The organism is Achromobacter sp. B7 (genome assembly GCF_003600685.1).
Taxonomy (GTDB): Bacteria; Pseudomonadota; Gammaproteobacteria; order Burkholderiales; family Burkholderiaceae_B; genus Achromobacter; species Achromobacter spanius_B.
Genome location: NZ_CP032084.1, coordinates 924,728 through 943,504, shown reverse-complemented (window position 1 = coordinate 943,504; position 18,777 = coordinate 924,728). Strand labels below are relative to the sequence as shown.

13 protein-coding genes are annotated in these 18,777 nt (G+C 66.5%); 8 read left to right on the top strand and 5 right to left on the bottom strand.

Translation table 11 applies throughout. The features are described from left to right. Positions 1-137: 137 nt before the first annotated feature. The 3 genes from uvrA (at position 138) to DVB37_RS04195 (ending at position 7,807) form a co-directional block, all read left to right on the top strand. Entirely contained in the window at positions 138-5,942 is a 5,805-nt protein-coding gene (uvrA, locus tag DVB37_RS04205) for an excinuclease ABC subunit UvrA (protein WP_120153965.1), read from the top strand. Between the two features lie 5 nt (positions 5,943-5,947). Continuing rightward, positions 5,948-7,099 carry an aminodeoxychorismate synthase component I gene (locus tag DVB37_RS04200; RefSeq protein WP_120153963.1) on the top strand — a complete coding sequence of 384 codons (1,152 nt, stop codon included), beginning with the start codon at positions 5,948-5,950 and terminating at the stop codon, positions 7,097-7,099. Between the two features lie 75 nt (positions 7,100-7,174). Next, complete coding sequence (locus DVB37_RS04195; RefSeq protein ID WP_046803527.1) at positions 7,175-7,807, top strand: aminotransferase class IV family protein; 633 nt, start codon at positions 7,175-7,177, stop codon at positions 7,805-7,807. On the opposite strand, the gene DVB37_RS04190 is transcribed toward DVB37_RS04195, so the two are convergent. Further along, on the bottom strand, positions 7,788-8,720 hold the full coding sequence (locus tag DVB37_RS04190) for a LysR family transcriptional regulator (RefSeq protein ID WP_120153961.1): 933 nt from the start codon (positions 8,718-8,720) through the stop codon (positions 7,788-7,790). The genes DVB37_RS04195 and DVB37_RS04190 overlap by 20 nt on opposite strands. 135 nt (positions 8,721-8,855) lie before the next feature. On the opposite strand from DVB37_RS04190, the gene DVB37_RS04185 reads away from it, so the two are divergent. Genes DVB37_RS04185 through DVB37_RS04175 form a run of 3 tightly spaced genes read left to right on the top strand, consistent with a single transcriptional unit; the run spans position 8,856 to position 10,907 of the window. Then, the gene (locus tag DVB37_RS04185; RefSeq protein ID WP_046803529.1) at positions 8,856-10,094 is read left to right on the top strand and encodes an aromatic ring-hydroxylating dioxygenase subunit alpha; all 1,239 of its coding nucleotides are present in this window, start codon (positions 8,856-8,858) and stop codon (positions 10,092-10,094) included. 2 nt (positions 10,095-10,096) lie between these two features. After that, positions 10,097-10,570 carry an aromatic-ring-hydroxylating dioxygenase subunit beta gene (locus DVB37_RS04180; RefSeq protein ID WP_120153959.1) on the top strand — a complete coding sequence of 158 codons (474 nt, stop codon included), beginning with the start codon at positions 10,097-10,099 and terminating at the stop codon, positions 10,568-10,570. 25 nt (positions 10,571-10,595) lie between these two features. Next, positions 10,596-10,907 carry a non-heme iron oxygenase ferredoxin subunit gene (locus DVB37_RS04175; protein ID WP_120157387.1) on the top strand — a complete coding sequence of 104 codons (312 nt, stop codon included), beginning with the start codon at positions 10,596-10,598 and terminating at the stop codon, positions 10,905-10,907. An 8-nt stretch (positions 10,908-10,915) separates the two neighbouring features. Here DVB37_RS04175 and DVB37_RS04170 read toward each other — a convergent pair whose 3' ends face one another. From DVB37_RS04170 to DVB37_RS04155, 4 genes are read right to left on the bottom strand one after another with little or no spacing between them, the layout of a single operon-like run. Next, positions 10,916-11,758, bottom strand: coding sequence for a ThiF family adenylyltransferase (locus DVB37_RS04170; protein WP_104143502.1), 843 nt, complete (start codon positions 11,756-11,758; stop codon positions 10,916-10,918). 10 nt (positions 11,759-11,768) lie between these two features. After that, positions 11,769-13,250 (bottom strand): efflux transporter outer membrane subunit, encoded by a 1,482-nt coding sequence (locus tag DVB37_RS04165; RefSeq protein WP_240434036.1) that lies wholly within the window; start codon positions 13,248-13,250, stop codon positions 11,769-11,771. Between the two features lie 5 nt (positions 13,251-13,255). After that, on the bottom strand, positions 13,256-15,214 hold the full coding sequence (locus tag DVB37_RS04160) for a MacB family efflux pump subunit (RefSeq protein ID WP_104143501.1): 1,959 nt from the start codon (positions 15,212-15,214) through the stop codon (positions 13,256-13,258). A gap of 1 nt (position 15,215) precedes the next feature. Further along, complete coding sequence (locus tag DVB37_RS04155) at positions 15,216-16,403, bottom strand: efflux RND transporter periplasmic adaptor subunit (RefSeq protein ID WP_104143499.1); 1,188 nt, start codon at positions 16,401-16,403, stop codon at positions 15,216-15,218. A 430-nt stretch (positions 16,404-16,833) separates the two neighbouring features. Here DVB37_RS04155 and DVB37_RS04150 point away from each other — a divergent pair, with 430 nt between their 5' ends. Next, positions 16,834-18,042: an MFS transporter gene (locus tag DVB37_RS04150; protein WP_104143672.1), complete on the top strand. Its 1,209-nt coding sequence runs from the start codon at positions 16,834-16,836 to the stop codon at positions 18,040-18,042. Further along, positions 18,043-18,705, top strand: coding sequence for a gamma-glutamylcyclotransferase (locus DVB37_RS04145; RefSeq protein ID WP_046807884.1), 663 nt, complete (start codon positions 18,043-18,045; stop codon positions 18,703-18,705). Positions 18,706-18,777 lie beyond the last annotated feature (72 nt).

The window sequence follows — 18,777 nt, the reverse complement described above, 5'->3', positions numbered from 1 at the left end:
ACAGCCAGACCGCCTGGCGGTGTCCATAATGTGGACAATCGCATCACAATATAGGCAATTATTCCATATCGCCGCGCTTGGAACCAGCGATGGGTTATCGCTCGGGCAGGCGGCTTCCTCAGGCTACGATACCGTCCATGAGCTCCCAAATCCGCATCGTTGGCGCACGCCAGAACAACCTTAAAAACCTGGACCTGACCCTCGCCACCGGCGAATTGGTCGTTGTGACCGGCGTGTCGGGGTCCGGCAAAAGTTCGCTGGCTTTCGACACCCTGTACGCCGAAGGCCAACGGCGCTACGTGGAAACCTTCTCGCCCTACGCGCGCCAGTTCCTGGACCGCATGGACAAGCCCCAGGTAGACCGCATCGAGGGCATTTTGCCCGCCATCGCCATCGACCAGACCAACCCGGTGCGCAGCTCGCGCAGCACGGTCGGCACGATGACCGAACTGAACGACCACCTGAAACTGCTGTTTGCGCGCGGCGCGCGGCTGTACTGCCGGGGCTGCGGCAAGCTGGTCCGGCGCGACACGCCCGAATCCGTCTATCACTCGCTGGCCGAACGCGCCGCCGTGGCCGGCGACCCGCGCCTGGTGGTGACCTTTCCCATTGCCGTGCCCGCCAACTTCACCGAAGACGAAGTGCGCGGCTTTCTTGAGCAGCAGGGCTACACCCGCGTGCACGCCGAGGAAACGGCGGTGCCGCGCGCCACCGTGGCCAAGCCGGCCAAAGGCGCCAAGAAGGGCAAGGCCGCCAAGGACGCCGGCGAAGAACGCCGCATCCTGCACGTTATCCAAGACCGTTTCCGCTTCGCCGGCACCGAACGCGAACGCGTGATGGAAGCGCTGGACACGGCACTGCGCATGGGCGCCGGGCACCTGGCCGTCTACGTCATGAACGCCGAGGGCGAGAACGCGGACATCTGGAAATACAGCGACCGCCTGCACTGCGCCGACTGCAACATCGAATACACCGACCCGCTGCCCAGCAGCTTCTCGTTCAATTCCCCGCTGGGCGCCTGCGAGGCGTGCCGGGGCTTTGGCCGCGTGATCGGCATCGACTTCGGCCTGGTCATCCCCGACGAAAACAAGACCCTGATGGAAGGCGCCATCAAGCCCTGGACCACGCCGTCCTACAAGGAATGCCAGGACGAGCTGCAAAAGTACGCCCCCCGCGCGGGCGTGCCGCTGGGCGTGCCCTGGAAAAGCCTTAGCGAAGAACACAAGCGCTGGGTGCTGTACGGCACGCCCGACTGGAAGGGCGGCAACGATGCCTGGAAGCACCAGTGGTACGGCGTGCAGCGCTTTTTCGACTGGCTGGAAACCAAGGCGTACAAGATGCACGTGCGCGTGCTGCTGTCCAAGTACCGCAGCTACACGCCCTGCCCCACCTGCAACGGCGCGCGCCTGAAACCGGATGCGCTGCTGTGGCGCCTGGGCACCAAGGAAGAAGCCGACACCGTGCTGCCGCCCGAAGACGGCCGCTATCAGCGCTTCATGCCGGTCGCCGCCAACTGGTCGCGCGATCAGCTGAACAACATCGGCGGCCTGTCGATCCATGACGTGATGCTGTTGCCCATCGAACGGGTACGGCGCTTCTTTGACGGGCTGTCTTTCTCGGGCGCGCTGGATGCGGCCACCGACCTCTTGATGACCGAGGTGCGCGCGCGCCTGAAGTTCCTGTGCGACGTGGGCCTGGGCTACCTGACGCTGGACCGCCAGAGCCGCACGCTGTCGGGCGGCGAAGTGCAGCGCATCAACCTGACCACCGCGCTGGGCACCTCGCTGGTGAACACGCTGTTCGTGCTGGACGAGCCGTCCATCGGCCTGCACCCGCGCGACATGCACCGCGTGGTCGAAGTCATGCATCGCTTGCGCAACGCCGGCAACACGCTGGTGGTGGTGGAGCACGACCCGCAGGTCATGGTGGCGGCCGATCGCATCATTGACATCGGCCCCGGCCCCGGCGAACGCGGCGGCTACATCGTTTTTGACGGCACGCCCAAGCAACTGCGCGCGGCCGACACGCTGACGGGCAACTACCTGGGCGGACGCCAGCGCGTGGAAGCCCCGCGCCCCATGCCGGTGGCAGCGAACACGCCGCGCCTGCTGCTCGAAGGCGTCAACGCGCACAATCTGAAGAACGTGTCCGTCGAACTGCCGCTGGGCCGTCTCGTCTGCGTGACCGGCGTGTCCGGCTCGGGCAAGTCCACGCTGGTGCAAGACGTGCTGTACCCCGCGCTGCTGAAGCAAAAGGGCAAGCCGTCGGAAACGCCCGGCGCGTTCGACCGCCTGTTGGGCGCCGAGCAGATCGCCGACGTGGTCATGGTGGACCAGACGCCCATCGGCAAGACGGCGCGGTCCAACCCCGCCAGCTACGTGGGGGCCTTTGACGCCATCCGGAAGCTGTTTGCCCAGGCCCCGCTCGCGCGCGAACGCGCCTACACGGCCGGCACGTTCAGCTTCAACGGTGGCGACGGCCGCTGCCCCACCTGCGGCGGCACCGGCTTCGAGCACGTCGAAATGCAGTTCCTGTCCGATGTCTACCTGCGTTGCCCCGACTGCGACGGCAAGCGTTTCCGCCCCGAAGTGCTGGAAGTGCGTGTCGAACACCTGGGCAAAAGCGCGTCCATCGACGAAGTGCTGGCCATGACGGTCAGCGAAGCGCTGGACTTCTTCAAGGGCCTGCGCGACGTGCAGACCGGCCTGGCGCCGCTGGCCGACGTGGGCCTGGAATACGTGCGCCTGGGGCAACCCGTGCCCACGCTGTCCGGTGGCGAGGCGCAGCGCCTGAAGCTGGCCGGCCACCTGGCCGAGGCCGCGCGCAGCGGCATTTCCACGGCCAAGGTGGCCAAGAAAGGCAGCCTGTTCCTGTTCGACGAACCCACCACCGGCCTGCACTTTGACGACGTGGCGCGGCTGATGCGCGCGTTTCGCAAGCTGCTGGCCGCCGGCCACACGCTGCTGGTCATCGAACACAATCTAGACGTGATCCGCGCGGCCGACTGGCTGATCGACCTGGGCCCCGAAGGCGGCGACGCCGGCGGCCTGCTGATCGGCGTGGGCACCCCGCAAGACCTGATGGACAACCCCAAGTCGCATACCGGCGCGGCGCTGCGTGACTACGAAGTCAGCATCCTGCCGGCCGACGTGGTGGTCACCAGCGACATCGACGCGCAGGAAGTCGAGCAAGCCGGCCTGACCGCGCGCATCGCCGAGCCCACCGCCGTCTACAACGGCGCGGACGTGGCCACCGATGCCGCCGACCCCGGCGCCGGCGAAGGCACGCCATTGCAGTCCGTGATGCGCGCGCGTCGCCAAGGCAACATGGCCATCGAGATCCGCAACGCGCGCGAGCACAACCTGAAGAACATCAGCGTTGAAATCCCGCACGATAAATTCACCGTGATCACGGGCGTGTCGGGCTCGGGCAAGTCAACCCTGGCGTTCGACATCCTGTTCAACGAAGGCCAGCGCCGCTATCTGGAATCGCTGAACGCCTACGCGCGCGCCATCGTGCAGCCGGCCGGCAAGCCCGACGTGGACGCCATCTTCGGCATTCCGCCCACCGTGGCCATCGAACAGCGCACCAGCCGTGGCGGGCGCAAGTCCACCGTGGCCACGATGACGGAAATCCACCATTTCCTGCGCTTGCTCTATGTGAAGCTGGGCACGCAGTACTGCCCGGATTGCAACGTGGCCGTTGAACCGCAGAACACGGACCAGATCGTGGCGCGCCTGCTGCGCGACCACAAGGGCGTGCACATCGGGCTGCTGGCCCCGCTGGTCACCGCGCGCAAGGGTTATTACACGGACCTGGCCAAGTGGGCCGGTTCGAAGGGCCATTCGCACCTGCGCGTGGATGGCGAGTTCATCCCCGTGGCCCCGTGGCCGCGCCTGGACCGCTACAAGGAACACACCATCGAACTGCCCGTGGCGGACGTGGTGGTGGATCCGGCCAACGAGGCCGACCTGCGCGCCGCCGTCAAAAGCGCGCTGGAAAACGGCCAGGGCGTGATGTCGGTGGTATGGCCGGTGAACAAGCTGCACGAAGCGCTGAACAGCGAATTGCAGCAGCAGCATTTTTCGGTCAAGCGCGCGTGCCCGTCTTGCGGCACCAGCTTCCCGGAACCTGATCCGCGCCTGTTCTCATACAACTCCAAGCATGGCTGGTGCACGGGCTGCTACGGCACGGGCCTGCAATTGCAGGGCTTTGACGAAGAGCAGACGGGCGAGGAAACCGCCTGGAACGCCTGGTACGAAGGCGAGGCCAAGGCGTGCACGCAGTGCGACGGGCAGCGCCTGAACCGCGTGGCGCGCGCCGTGCGCTGGCGCGACAAGTCCATTGCCGAACTGGCGTCGCTGCCGGTGTCCGACGCGCACACCTTCTTTACCGGACTGGTGGCGCGTGGCCGCGAAGGCGAGATCGCCCGCGACATCCTGACCGAAATTCGCGGCCGCCTGAACTTCATGCAGGAAGTGGGCCTGAACTACCTGGCGCTGGACCGCGCCGCGCCCACGCTGTCCGGCGGCGAAGCGCAGCGCATCCGCTTGGCCGCGCAGCTGGGTTCCAACCTGCAGGGTGTTTGCTACGTGCTGGACGAGCCCACCATTGGCCTGCACCCGCGCGACAACCGCATCCTGCTGGACGCGCTGGCGCGCCTGGAAGGCAACGGCAACACGCTGGTGGTGGTGGAACATGACGACGACACCATCCGCCGCGCCTCGCACGTGATCGACATCGGACCCGGCGCGGGCATCCGTGGCGGTCGGGTCGTGGCGCAAGGCACCGTGGAAGACGTCATGAACGCGCCGGAATCCATCACCGGCCGCTACCTGAAGACGCCGCTGGCGCATCCGCTGCAAGGCCGTCGTGCGGTCGAGGCCGACACGCCCATGATCGAAATCCGAGGCGCGCGCCTGCATAACCTGCGCAGCGTGGACGCCAAGATTCCGGTGGGCCGGCTGAGCGTGGTGACCGGGGTGTCCGGTTCCGGCAAGTCCACGCTGGCGCGCGAAGTGCTGCTGGACAACCTGACGCAAGCCGTGTCGCAGGGCAAGGCCCCGGGCTGGGCGGGCTGCGAAAGCATCAAGGGCTGGGAAGCCATTGACCGCGTGCTGGAAGTGGACCAGACCCCCATCGGCAAGACGCCGCGCTCGTGCCCGGCCACCTATGTGGGCTTCTGGGACGACGTGCGCAAGCAGTTCGCCGATACCCGCGAAGCCCGCATGCGCGGCTGGACGGCGGCGCGCTTCTCGTTCAACACCGGCGATGGCCGCTGCCCCATCTGCGAAGGCCAGGGCATGCGCACCATCGAAATGAACTTCCTGCCCGACGTCAAAGTGCCGTGCGACGCCTGCAACGGCGCGCGCTTCAACAGCGACACGCTCAGCGTGCAGATGCGCGGCAAGAACGCCGGCGAGCTGCTGTCCATGGAAGTGGACGACGCCATCGGCTACTTTGCCGCGCACCCGAAGATCCATCGCCCGCTGCAATTGATGCAGGACGTGGGCCTGGGTTATTTGACGCTGGGCCAGCCGTCGCCCACGCTGTCGGGCGGCGAGGCCCAGCGCATCAAGCTGGTGACCGAGCTATCCAAGGCGCGCCTGACCGACGGGCTGATCAAGACCGGCCGCGCCTCGCGCATCCCGCACACGCTGTACGTGCTGGACGAGCCCACGGTGGGCTTGTCGATGGCCGACGTCGAAAAGCTCATCCACGTGCTGCATCGCCTGGTGGAAGCCGGCAATACGGTGGTCGTGATCGAGCATAATCTGGACGTCATCGCCGAAGCCGACTGGCTGCTGGACCTGGGCCCCGAAGGCGGCACGGGCGGCGGGCAGCTGGTTGCCGAAGGCTCGCCGGAACATGTGATGACCCTGGCCGACCATTCCCACACGGGACGCGTCCTGACGGAATTCCTGGCTCATCAACATCCGTAGCAAGCATGCATTGTCGTTTTGAAGACCGGCTGGCCGGTCGCGCACTGAAGTTCGAGGGCTTTTGCTCCCGGATCGAGGCACGCACCGCCGCCGAGGTCGGCCCGGCGCTGGCGGCCATCGAGGCCGCCCGGCAGCAGGGCCGCTGGGTGGCCCTGTTGCTGGACTACGAATTGGGCGAATGGCTGCTGCCGGAAGCCTCGCGGGCGGCGCCGACCGGCCCTTGGACGCCTCCCCAAGACGACGGCCGCCCGCGCCTGACCGCGCTGGTGTTCGAACGCAAGGTCGACGAAGCGCCGTGGGACGCGCCCGACGCGGCAAGCGCCGATGCGGCAAGCGCCGACTCCGCCATCACCCTGCCCACGCCGCGCATGACGGAGGCCGACTACGTGCGCCAGATCAACGCCATCCGAGGCCTGATCGAAGACGGCGAGCTATACCAAGTCAACTACACCCAGCCGCTGGACGTGCAAGTCCAGGGCGATGCGGCCACGCTTTACCGGCGCATCGCCGCCCGCAACCCGGTCGCCCACGCCGCCTTTATCCAGGACGGCGCGCGCACGGTGCTGTCGTTTTCGCCCGAGCTTTTCGTACGGCGAGACGGCTCGCGGCTAACGACCCGCCCCATGAAGGGCACCGCGCCACGCCATGCCGATGCCGGGGAAGACACGCGGCTGGGGCAGGCCCTGCTGGCCAGCGAGAAAAACCGCGCCGAAAACCTGATGATCGTGGACCTGCTGCGCAACGACCTGGGTCGCCTGGCCCAGCCGGGCTCGGTCAAGGTCAACGCGTTGTTCTCGCTGGAGCGCTATCCCACCGTCTGGACCATGACGTCCACCGTGTCGGCACAGGCGCCCGACGCCACCCTGGAAGCCGTGCTGCGCGCGCTGTTCCCCTGCGGATCGATCACCGGTGCCCCCAAGGTCGCGGCCATGCGCCGCATCCGCCAGATGGAAACCGGCCCGCGCGGCCTGTATTGCGGCAGCGTGGGCTGGCTGGCGCCGGATGGCGATTTTTCGTTGAACGTGGCGATCCGCACCCTGGTGCTGGATGACGCCGGCCAGGGCGTCTACAGCGTGGGCGGCGGCATCGTGCACGATTCGGACCCCGCCGAGGAATGGCAGGAGTGCCATTGGAAAGCCCGGATCCTGCGCGCCTGATGCCGCGCTGGAACTTCCGGCGACGGCGGTAGTAGCATAGAGCCCGGCCACACCCGCCACGACCAGGAGCGACCCATGCAACCCGAATTGATCGAGACCATCCTGGTTGATGCCGAACAGCGCGTGCCCTTGCTGGACCGCCACCTGAAGCGGCTGGAGGCGTCCTGCAAGGACCTGGGTTATGTCTGGGCCGGGCGCGCCGTTGAAGGCGACATCATGATCGCCGCCACCAGCCTGGTGACCCCGGGCGCGCATCGGCTGCGGTTGCTGGTGGCCCGCGACGGCAGCCGCCAGATCCAGACCGCCATGCTGCCGCCCCTGCCCGCCGTGCAGGAAGTGATGCTGGCGCCCGAGACGCTGCGCTCGACCGAACCGCTGCTGCGCTACAAAACCACGCACCGCCCCTGGTACACCAAGACCATCGAATGGCTGCCGGCGCATCCGCACATCTTTGACCTGCTCTATCTGAACGAACGCGGCGAACTGTGCGAAGGCAGCCGCAGCAACGTATACCTGCGCCTGGACGGCCGCTGGTATACGCCCCCGGTGGACAGCGGCTGCCTGCCCGGTGTGCAACGCGGCGAACTGCTGGATACGGCCAACGTGCGCGAACGCGTGCTGACGCTGGCCGACCTGCATGCCGCCGACGAAATCCGGCTATCGAACGCGCTGCGCGGCTGGTTCAACGTCACGCTGCGGGAAGCCTGAGCGGCCCGTCCGGCTCGGCAAACTGCTCCACCACCACCTGCCGCAGCCACTGATTGGCGGGATCGCGATGGTTGCGCGCGTGCCAGAACACATTGATGACCGACTCCGGAATCTTCACCGGACAGGGCGCCGTCGCCAGCCCGAAGGGCGCACAGGCGCAATCGGCAAAACGCTGCGGCACCACCGCGATCATGTCGGTGGCCTGCAACACTGGCCCCACCGCAATGAAGTGCGGCACCGTTAACCGCAAGCGGCGCTGGATGCCGGCACGTGCGATCACCTCGTCCACCACGCCATGCCCGGTGCCTTCGGACACGATGGCCACGTGCTCGGCCGCGCGGAATTGTTTGGCTGACACGCCCGAATGCGCCAGCGGATGGTCGCGCCGGAAAATGCACACGTAAGGCTGGCTGAACAGCTTGCGCTGGAAAAAACCGCTTTGCAGGCCGGGCAGGAAACCCATCGCCACATCGATGCGGCCGCGCTCCATTTCGTCACGCACGTCGATCGACGTGGTGCGCACCGTGCGGATGGTGACGCCCGGGGCGGCGGCGTCCAGCGCCCGCATCAGGCGCGGCAGGAAATAGGTTTCGCCCACATCGTTCACGCCAATCACGAAGGCCCGTTCGCTGCTTGCGGGGTCGAACACGGCGCGCGCGTTCAGCGTGCCATGCAGCGCCGCCAGCGCGTCCGCGATGGGCTGGGCCAGCGCCTCGGCATAGGGCGTGGGCACCATGCCGCGCGACGTACGCAGGAACAGCTCATCGCCCAGCAGCTTGCGCAGACGGGTCAGCGCGTTGCTGACGCCGGGCTGCGAGATGCCCAGGCTGTGCGCGGCGGCGGATACCCGGCCATGCCTGTGCAGTTCGTTGAAGATGACCAGCAGGTTCAGGTCCACGTCTTTCAGGTTCATGCGCTTGTCTCCACCAATATTGATTCTGGTGATGCGTTCTATTGACCAGATTCTATTTATTTATTTCTGCGCGTGGCGGAACATGGACCGATAAAAGCAGCGATAAAAGCCGCGACAACGACTCGGAGACAAGCCATGCCCATCGACCCGCCCTGGCCGGACGACGGTTCCCACCGCATTCCGTTCGGCGTCTACACCGACGCCGCCCTGCACCAACGCGAGCTGGAACGTTTTTTCTACCAGGCGCACTGGTGCTATGTCGGTCTGGAAGCCGAAATCCCCAACCCCGGCGACTTCAAGCGCACCGCCGTCGGCGAACGTTCCGTCATCCTGCTGCGCGACAACGACGGCCAGGTGCGCGTGGTGGAAAACGTATGCGCCCACCGTGGCGTGCAGTTCTGCCGCGAACGTTCCGGCAACCGCACCGAATTCGTCTGCCCGTATCACCAGTGGAACTACGACCTGCAAGGCAACCTGATCGGCGTGCCGTTCCGGCGCGGCGTCAAGCAGGACGGCAAGGTCAACGGCGGCATGCCGCCCGACTTCAAGACCGAGGACCATAGCCTGACCAAGCTGGCGGTGGCCTGTCGCAACGGCGTCGTGTTCGCCTCGTTCGACCACGACGCCGAACCGCTCGAAGACTATCTGGGCCCGGACATCCTGCATTACTTCGACCGCGTGTTCGACGGCCGCCAGCTGCTTATCCACGGCTACAGCCGTCAGCGCATCCCCGGCAACTGGAAGCTGATGCAGGAAAACATCAAAGACCCCTACCACCCGGGCCTGCTGCACACCTGGTTCGTCACCTTTGGCCTGTGGCGCGCCGACAACCGCTCAGAACTGAAGATGGACCGCCATTTTCGCCACGCCGCCATGATTTCCACGCGCGGCCAGGGCGGCAAGGGCAGCGTAACCAGCGGCGTGTCCAGCTTCAAGGAACAGATGTCGCTGAACGATGACCGCTTCCTGGACATCGTGCCGGAGCCCTGGTGGAACGGCCCCACCGCCGTGCTGATGACGCTGTTTCCCAGCGTCATCATCCAGCAGCAGGTCAATTCGCTATCCACGCGCCACATCCAGCCCGTGGGCCACGACGCCTTCGACTTCGTCTGGACGCACTTCGGCTTTGCCGACGACACGCCCGAGATGACGCAGCGGCGGCTGCGCCAGGCAAACCTGTTTGGCCCGGCCGGCTTCGTGTCGGCGGATGACGGCGAAGTGATCGAATTTTCGCAATCGGGTTTTCAACAGAAGCCGTGGCACCGCAGCGTGGCCGAATTGGGCGGCAAGACGGCCGAGAACACCGACCACATGGTCACGGAAACGTTGATACGCGGCATGTACGCGTATTGGCGACGCGTGATGGAGGCATGACGATGCTGGACTTTCCGCTTTATTACCGGCTGACCTGCCTGTACACCGACTACGCCGCCGCGCTGGACGCAGAGCAATGGGACAAGTGGCCCGACTTTTTCCTGGAAGACTGCATCTACAAGGTGCTGCCCCGCGAAAACCATGAACGCGGCTACCCGCTGGCCACCATGGCGTTCGAAAGCCGGGGCATGCTGAAAGACCGCATTTACGGCGCCACCGAAACGATCTTCCACGACCCGTATTACCAGCGCCACGTGGTCGGAGCGCCGCGCGTGCTATCGGTCCAGGGCGACCGCATCGAATCCGAAGCCAACTACGCCGTCTTTCGCACCAAGCCCAATCAGCTGACCACGGTATTCAACGTGGGCCGCTACCTGGACGTGGTGCGCGACACGCCCGACGGCATGAAGTTCGAATCGCGCTTGTGCATCTTCGACAGCGAGCTGGTGCCCAATTCGCTGATCTACCCCATCTAGCCTAGCCAGGATCACCGCCATGACGATGACCACCCAATGGATACAGGCCATCGCCCATGCCGATGTGCCCGAAGACGACGTGATTGCCGTGCAGGCGGGCGACCGCGAAATTGCGCTGTACGGCGTGGACGGCCAGGTCTACGCCACGGACAACCTCTGTACGCACGGCAACGCCCGCCTGTGCGACGGCTTTTTGACCGGCCATGAAATTGAATGCCCGCTGCACCAGGGGCGTTTCGATGTGCGCGACGGCCGAGCGCTGTGTTCGCCCTTGCGCGACAACGTGGCCACCTATCCCGTCAGGATCGAAGACGGAATGGTGTTCGTGGCGCTGTAACGCCGCGTTCAGATCGCCATGCGCAGCGCTTCGTTGGCCGCTGCCATGCCCATGGCCGCCGTCACCGTCACCACCGAGCCGTAGCCCGCGCAGGACAAGCCTTGCGGGGCGGTCGCCTGGCCCGCGGCGCCGACATCGTCCTCGCCTTCAGTGGGGCGCGTCCAGGCGTCGGGCAGAATGGCCGGCTGGTCGAACCACAACGCATGCACGCCCATCTTGGGCACGCGCTTGAGCGCCTTGCCGTGCTGGTCGGACGCGCGCGGAAACCCGTGTTCGCGGCGCAGCTTGTTGCGCAGCTTGGACAACAAGGCGTCGTTCACCGCCGCCGACAAGTCCCCTGCCCGCAACGCCAGCGGATCGGTCTTGCCGCCCGCGCCGCCGCACAGCAGCATCGGCACGCCCAATGCGCGCGCGTGCAGGATCATTGCGATCTTGGCGGCTGCCTGGTCGGTGCAATCGATGATGACGGTGTAGGGGCCGGGCAGCACCTCGGCCACGTTCTCGGGCGACACGAAGTCATCCACCCGGGTCACGCGGCATTCGGGGTTGATCTCCAGCACCCGCTCGGCCATCGCATCCACCTTGGACTTGCCCAACGTGGACGTCAGCGCGTGCAGTTGCCGATTGACGTTGGATTCGGCGATGTGATCCAGGTCGATCAACGTCAACGCGCCCACGCCGCAACGCGCCAGCGCCTCAACCGTCCACGACCCGACGCCGCCCAAGCCGGCCACGGCCACGTGCGCGCGCTGCAAGTGCGCGGGCGCTTGCGGGCCGTACAAACGGGAAAGGCCGCCGAAACGGCGGTCCAGGTCGGCGGCGGGGGCTGGGGTGGGGTCGGGAAAGTCCATGGCGGCTATTTTAGGGCAAGGGCTGGGTCTGAGTCCGAGTCTGGGTCTGGGTCTGCGCCTGGGTCTGAGCCTGGGTCTCAGCCTGGGTCTGCGCCTCAGTCTGCGCCTGATCGTCCCCGCCCAGCGCCCGGTACACCGTCACCTGGTTCACCAGGCGGTTCAAGCCGTTTTCGTCGCGCGCGATCTCGGCGCTGCGGCGCTTCTCCTGTGCGTCCAGCCAATCCTTGAGCGACACCGCCCCTGCCCGATACCGCACTTCGTACAGGCGTTCGGCATCGCGCGCCGCGCGCAGCGACACCGCCAGCTGCTCGGCCTGCAAGCTCAGTTGCGTCCGGTTCGACAAGGCGTTTTCAACATCCGCCATGGCCTGATACAGCGTCTGCCGGAAATTGACGACGCGCTCTTCGTAGTCGGCCTTGGATATCTTGATGTTCAGCTGCATCTGGTTCCATTGCAGGAACGGCAGCGTCAAGCCCACGCCCAGGGCGGCGACGGGGTTTTGCAGCACGTTCGACAGCGTGGGGCTGGCGCTGCCCACCGCCCCCGTCAGCGTCACGGGCGGATAGAAGCTGGCGCGGGTGGCGTCCACGGTGGCCAGCGCCTCGCGCAGGCGCAGTTCGGCGGCGCGCAGGTCGGGGCGACGGCCCAGCAAATCGGCGGGCACGCCGGCACGCGCCTCGGGCAACGGGTACGGCGGCAGGCGCAGCGGGTTGGCCATGCTGCGGTCGGGCGGGCCGTCAAACAGGATGGCCAGCGCGTTGGTGTATTCCACGCGCTGCTGCACCAGCAGCGTGTGCGCCGCTTGCTGGCTGGCCACGGTCTGTTCGGCTTCGGCCAGTTCCAGCGCCGACGCGCCGCCCGCTGCGTACTGCGCGCGCACCAGGTCCTGCGTGCGGCGCGCGTAGGCGATGCTTTCCTCGCTGCTGGCGATGCGCTGGTTGATGAATGCCGTCTGCCAATACAGCGTGGCGGTAGTGCCCACCAGTGACAAAGCGGCGGACTGGCGGTCTTGCTCGGTGGCCAGTGCTTCCCACTGGGCCGCATCGCGCTGGCGCGACAGCTTGCCCCACAGGTCCACTTCGTAGCTGACCGTCAGCTGGGCCTGGTTGTTGCGGGTGATGATGCGGTCGCCGTACAGGTTGCGGTTGCGCGTCACGCTGGCGTCGCCACCCAGTTGCGGCATCAGCTGGTCTTCGGTCAAGCCAGCCTGGTATTGCGCGCGGCGCACACGGATCGCGGCGGCCGCCAGATCGTTGTTGCGCGCCAGCACGGCGTCGATCAAGCCATTGAGCACCGGGTCGTTGAAGTTGCGCCACCACTGGCCGCCCTGGGCCAGGGGCGCATGCAGGTTTTCCGAACCGCCATGGGTCCAGGCGGCGGGCGTCTGGGTCATGGGGGGTTCGTAGTCACTGCGCAGCAGGCTGCCGCATCCGCCCAGCGCAACAAGCAGCGCCAGCGCGACGGGTTTGCAAATCAGGGAAACCGCTTTCATCGTCCTCATTCCCGAGCCAAGGCCTCGACGGGATCCAGGCGCGCCGCGTTGCGCGCCGGCAAATAGCCAAAAAGCACACCGATCAGCGTCGAGCACGTAAATGCCGCCACCATCGATGCCGTGGAATAAATCATCTGGAACGAGCCGCCCGTGGCCTTGGACACCAGCACGCCCAACGCCAGCGACAGCAGGATGCCCACCGCGCCGCCGATCAGGCAGACCAGCACGGCCTCAATCAGGAACTGCTGCATGATGTCGCTGCGCCGCGCCCCCACCGCCATGCGCACGCCGATCTCGCGCGTGCGTTCGGTAACGGACACCAGCATGATGTTCATCACCCCGATGCCACCCACCATCAGCGAAATCAACGCAATCAGCGACACCAGCAGCGTCATCGTTGCCGTGGTGCGCTCGATGGTCTTGCGGATGGCGTCCGTGTTGAACACGAAGAAATCCTTCACCACGTGGCGGCGCATCAGCAGCCGTTCGATGGATTTCTCGGCGGCGGCCGGCGGCGTGGCGTCGCTGACGCGCACCGTGATGCTTTTCAGATGCTGCTGCCCCAGCACGCGGGATAACGCCGTGGTGTAGGGAATCCAGACGTTCAGCGATTCATTGTTGCCGAACACCGAGTCTTTCTTGGCGGTCACGCCGATCACGCGCGCGGGCATGGACCCCAGGAACACCACCTGCCCGATGGGCTCGGTGTGCGAGCCGAACAGCGCGCGCCGCGTGCCTTCGTCGATCACCACTTCCTGGGCGCGGCGCACCACGCTGGTCTCGTCGAAGAACTTGCCTTGCGCCAGCTTGATGGCGCGCACGCGGAAATACTGTTCGCCCACGCCCTGGATCGAGCCGTTCACCGACACGTTGCGATAGCGCAGCGTATTGCTGGTGGCGACCTCGGGCGTGACGCTGTCCACATAGGGCTCGCGCGCCAGGGCGTCGGCGTCCGCCGCGACCAGCGTGCGGATGTTGACGGCCTTTTCGTCGCCAAAGTCCTTGCCCGGAAAGACTTCCACCGTGTTGGTGCCGATGGCGCTGATGTCTTCCAGGATCTTGCGCCGCGACCCTTCCCCCAGCGCCACCACCGACACCACGGCGGCAATGCCGATGATGATGCCCAGCATGGTCAACGAGGTGCGCAGGCGGTGCGCGTTCATGGACAACAGCGCCATGCGCAGGGCTTCGCCGCAGCGGTCCAGGTAGGCCTGCCACGCGGGCCGCCTGGGCAGTTCGGGCGGTGCATCGCGCGCGGCGTCTCGGCGCGGGGCGTCGGGGTTGCGCTTGTCCGCCACGATCTCGCCGTCGCTGATCTCGATGATGCGCTGCGCGTGGCGCGCCACATTCATGTCGTGCGTGACGATGATGATGGTGTGCCCGGCCGCATTCAGCTCTTCCAGAATGCGCAGCACTTCCTGCCCGGTATGCGTGTCCAGCGCGCCGGTGGGCTCGTCGGCCAGGATGATGTCGCCACCGTTCATCAGCGCGCGCGCAATGCTCACACGCTGCTGCTGGCCGCCGGACAATTGGCCGGGCCGGTGCTCGGACCGGTCAGCCAGGCCCAGCCGCGCCAGCAGTTGTTCGGCGCGGTCCATGCGGGCCTCGCGGCGCTTGCCGGCATACACGGCGGGCATTTCGACGTTGCCCTGCGCGGTCAGGTCCGACAGCAGGTGATAGCGCTGGAAGATAAAGCCGAAATGCTCGCGGCGCAGTTCGGCAAGCTCGTCCGGACCCAGCTCGCCCGTGCTGCGGCCGCCCACGCGGTAGTCGCCCCGGGTCGGGCGGTCCAGGCAGCCCAGGATGTTCATCAGCGTGGACTTGCCCGAGCCGGACGCCCCCACGATGGCGACCATCTCGCCGGCTTCGATGGTCAGGTTGACGTCTTTTAAGACGGCGATGGTCTGGTCGCCGGCGGGAAATTCACGCCGTACGCCGGACAACGCAATCAGCGGACCGCTCATGTCAGGCCCCCGGCGCGGCGGCGGCGGCCGGGGCGGAATCCGCCGACACGACCCGCTCGCCTACCTCCAGCCCTTCCAGCACCTGCGCCTGCACGTTGTTGTTCATGCCGATCTTGACGTGGCGCACCTCGGTCTTGTTGTCCTTCAGGACGACGCGCACGGCATAGCGGCCGTCCTCGCCCCGCTTGCCCAGCGCCGAGGCCGGCACCACGACGGCGTCGCGCGCCTCGCCCAGCACGATGAAGACCTGCGTGGTCATCGAAATGCGCAGTTTTTCGTCGGGGTTGGGCACATCGAACAGGCCGTTGTAGTAGACGGCGGCGGTGGTCGAGCTGCCGCTGGATGCGGTCAGCGACGTGGTGGCGTCGTCTTTCTGGATGGAGTCGGGCGCCGGTTCCACGGCGCGCAAGGTCGCGTGATAGCGCTGGTCGGGCTCGCCAAGAATCGTGAAGTACACGGGCAGCCCGGGTTTGACGCGGGTGACGTCCGCTTCGGAAATCTGCGCCTTGATCGTCATGGTGTCCACCTGGGCCACCTTGATGATGGTGGGCGCGCTTTGGATGGCGTTGACCGTCTGCCCTTCCTTGGTCACCACGGCCACGACCATGCCGTCGATGGGCGAGACGATGCGGGTGTAGCCCAGGTTGACCTTGGCCGTGTCCACCTGGATCTCGGCCTGCGCGATCTGCGCATCCAGCGAGGCGATCTCGGCGCGGGTCACGCCCAGCGTGGCCTCGGCGGATTCGTAGGCTTCGCGCGAACTGGCGTCGGCGGCCAGCATCTGGCGTTGGCGCTTGAAGGCCAGTTCCGCCTGCTTCAGCATGGCGACCTTGGCGGCCCGCTCGGCGCGCCGGGTCTGAAGGGCGGCCTCGGCGTTGCGCAGATCGTTCTGCTGGGTCAGGTCGTCGATCTCGGCGACCAGCTGCCCTTTCTTGACGCGGTCACCCAGCTGCACTTTCAGGGACTTGAGCTGGCCGGTCGCCTGCGCACCGACGCTGACGCGCTCAATGGCGTCCAGCGTGCCGCTGGCCAGCACGCTGTCTTCCAGGTTGGCGCGGGTGACCTCGGCGACGGCGAAGGTGGGCGGCGGCGGGGCCGAGAAGAACATGGCGCGCACCGCCAGCCCCCCCAACAGGACGACGACGGCGATCAACGCGTAACGCTTGAACTTACTGCGGGACTTTTTCATTGCACCTGAGAATGAGTGACCGGCAAGGCGGCCGTAACGTAACGCCACGCCATCGCAGCGCCACGCCCTCGCAACGCCACGCAGTCGCGCAACGTCGGGCCGCCATCCTAAACGGGGCGAGGGTGCGTGGCGATGACCGATTGCGGCGAAACGGTGAAAAACCGTAAAGCGGGTTTCGGCCGGGACGCCGGCAAGAACGATTGTTCCGTTGCGTGAACGATACAACGGCAATGGCGCATGCACGAAACCGCCGTCCTGCGCCTGCCCGGATCGTGCCGCCAACGTGCCGCCTCTTGTTGCGTAAGGCCGCGACTTGGCCGCTAGATGGCCGCTATCTTGTTCGCGCCGCCTGAAACATTTTGCCGCGCCGCAAAAAAACCGCGCCTCGACATAGCCCGACGATCCGCACAGAATGATTGCAGTTAACGCCGTGTCTACCTCCAACAGATCCCCCTCCTCGCCCTCTGGTTCCCCGGAATTTTCCGGGGCGGTGCTGCTGTGTCTGTTGGCGATGATGAATCACGTGGCGCTGACGGGCGGCCGGATCACCGTGTCGCTGACCGCGTTGCAAATGGGCCTGTCCACCTTCAAGGTCGGCACCCTGGTCGCGGTGTTTGCCGTGCTGCCGATGCTGTTCTCGGTGCGCGCGGGCCGCTGGGTGGACCGCGTGGGCATCGTGCGCCCGCTGGTCATTGGCACGTCTTTGGTCGCCATCGGCACCGCTTTGCCCTTTATCTTTCAGACACAGACGGCCCTGCTGGTGGCGTCCTGCTGTATCGGCATCGGTTTCATGCTGCACCAGGTCGCCACGCAAGATCTGCTGGGCCACGCCGAACCGGCGCAGCGGCTGCGCAACTTCTCTTTCATGTCGCTGGCCTTGGCCGGATCCGGCTTTTCGGGGCCGCTGATCGCGGGTCTGGCCATCGACAACCTGGGCACGCGAACCGCCTTCGGCCTGCTGGCCCTGGGCCCGATCCTGTCCGGCATCGGCCTTTATTACCTGCGCCACCAACTGAAGGCGGTGGACTCGCAGCTGTCCGGCGCCAAAGAGGCCCAGCGCCGCCGCGTGACCGAACTGCTGGCGGTGCCGGCCCTGCGCCGCATCCTGATGGTGAACACGATTCTGTCGGGCGCCTGGGACACGCATCTGTTCGTGGTGCCAATCTTTGGCGTGGCGATCGGGCTGTCCGCCACCACCATCGGCGTCATCCTGGCGTCATTTGCGGCGGCAACGTTCGTGATCCGGCTGGTATTGCCGCTGATCATGCGCCGGGTGCGGTCCTGGACGCTGGTGCGCGTGGCGATGGCCACCGCCGCCATCGACTTCATGCTTTACCCGCTGTTCACCGACGTTACCGTGCTGATCGTGCTGTCTTTCATTCTTGGGCTGGCGCTGGGCTGTTGCCAACCGAGTATGCTGTCGCTCTTGCACCAGCATTCCCCGCCCGGCCGCGCGGCCGAAGCCGTGGGCCTGCGCATGGCGCTGATCAACGGTTCTCAGGTGTCCCTGCCGTTGACCTTCGGCGCGCTGGGTGCGGTAATTGGCGTTGCCCCCCTGTTCTGGGCCTATTCGCTGGCCCTGATGGCGGGCGGGTGGGCCAATCGAAATCCCCCGCTCGAGTCTGACCGGAAGCCTTAAGTGAACACGCAGTCCCCTCCCTCCGCCCCCGGCGTCGCCGGCGCCAGCTTGCCTTTTCGCCTGTGGACGCCCGAAGAAAGACAGGCCTCGCTGGACGACGCGCTGCGCCATTGGCAGGCGGGAGACGACGTCTGGGTATATGGGTATGGGTCGCTGATCTGGCGCCCGGACTTTGACTTCATGGAGCGCCGGCTGGCGACCTTGCGCGGCCACCACCGGGCGCTGTGCCTGTGGTCGCGGGTCAACCGGGGCACGCCGGAATGCCCGGGGCTGGTGTTCGGGCTGGACCGGGGCGGCTCCTGCCGCGGCGTCGTGTACCGCCTGGCGGGCGACCAGGTGCCCAACTATTTCCCTGCCTTGTGGGAACGCGAGATGTCCACCGGCGCCTACCTGCCCCGCTGGATCAACTGCACTACCGACGCCGGCACCGTGCGCGCGCTGGTGTTCATCATGAACCGCGACAACCCCGCGTACATCCGCGCGCTGCCCCAGGACGAACTGCTGGCCATCGTGCGCCGGGCGGCCGGCCGCTACGGCCCCTGCACCGATTACGTGGTCCAGACGGCCCAGGCGCTGCGGGCGGCCGGCATCCACGATGCCCGGCTGGACGCCATTGCGCGGCTGCTGGAAGAAGACGGACACAGGCTGCCTGAAGGCGCCTGAATCGGGCGGGAACGGGGTGGGTAGTGCTGCCCGGCCACACCCCGGGCCGGAAACATCCCCGAGGTCTGCGCG